The sequence below is a fragment of the Rhodococcus sp. R1101 genome (assembly GCF_000278445.1).
Lineage (GTDB): Bacteria > Actinomycetota > Actinomycetes > Mycobacteriales > Mycobacteriaceae > Rhodococcus > Rhodococcus gordoniae.
This window is the reverse complement of record NZ_AJVB01000880.1, coordinates 1-695: the sequence shown is the minus strand read 5'-3', so window position 1 is coordinate 695 and position 695 is coordinate 1. Positions and strand designations below refer to the sequence as shown.

Annotated in this window: 1 protein-coding gene; it reads right to left on the bottom strand. The window is 68.8% G+C overall.

Annotated elements, in window-relative coordinates:
- Positions 1 to 695, bottom strand: a 695-nt coding sequence (locus R1101_RS0124965) for an alpha-amylase family glycosyl hydrolase (protein ID WP_016935827.1), incomplete at both ends; no start/stop codon positions are given.

Sequence of the window (695 nt, the reverse complement as noted above, 5' to 3'; positions counted from 1 at the left end):
AGGACGCGTCGACGGTGTTGCCGCATCCGGTCAGATCCACGTCCCGCCCGTGCGTGTCGAGCAGGTAGTAGCCGGGAGCGTCGAGACCGCGCCAGGACAGGCTCGGTCCGTCCACCGACGCTTCGCACGTGTGGTTGTAGACGACGTCGAGGATCACCTCCAGCCCGGCACTGTGGAAGGCGTCGACCATCGTGCGGAACTCGGCGATCTCGTTGCCCGGCGTCACGGCGTAGGCGGGGTGCGGCGCGAAGTACGAGGCGGTCGAGTAACCCCAGTGGTTGCGCATCCCCCGCGCACGGACCGACGGCTCGGTCACGAAGGCCTGCACGGGAAGCAGCTCGACGGTGGTCGCTCCCAGGCCCACCAGATGGTCGATCACCGACGGATGTGCGAGTCCGAGATAGGTGCCGCGCAGTTCCGGCGGCACGAGCGGATGGCGGGCCGTGTACGAGCCGACGTGCAGTTCGTAGACGACGGTGTTCTCCCACGGCACCCGGGGTTTGTCGTGCATCGGTGTCAGGACGGGGGTCACCACCGACAGAGGCGTGTGGCCGAGGGAGTCGACGGTCGACATCGGCCCGAAGGGGTCGCCCTGATGGGGGAGCAGGCGGCCTGGGTCGCCGACGTCCCCGACGATCCGCCGTGCCCACGGATCGAGCAGGATCTTGTGCGGATTCGTGCGCAGCCCCCATCGG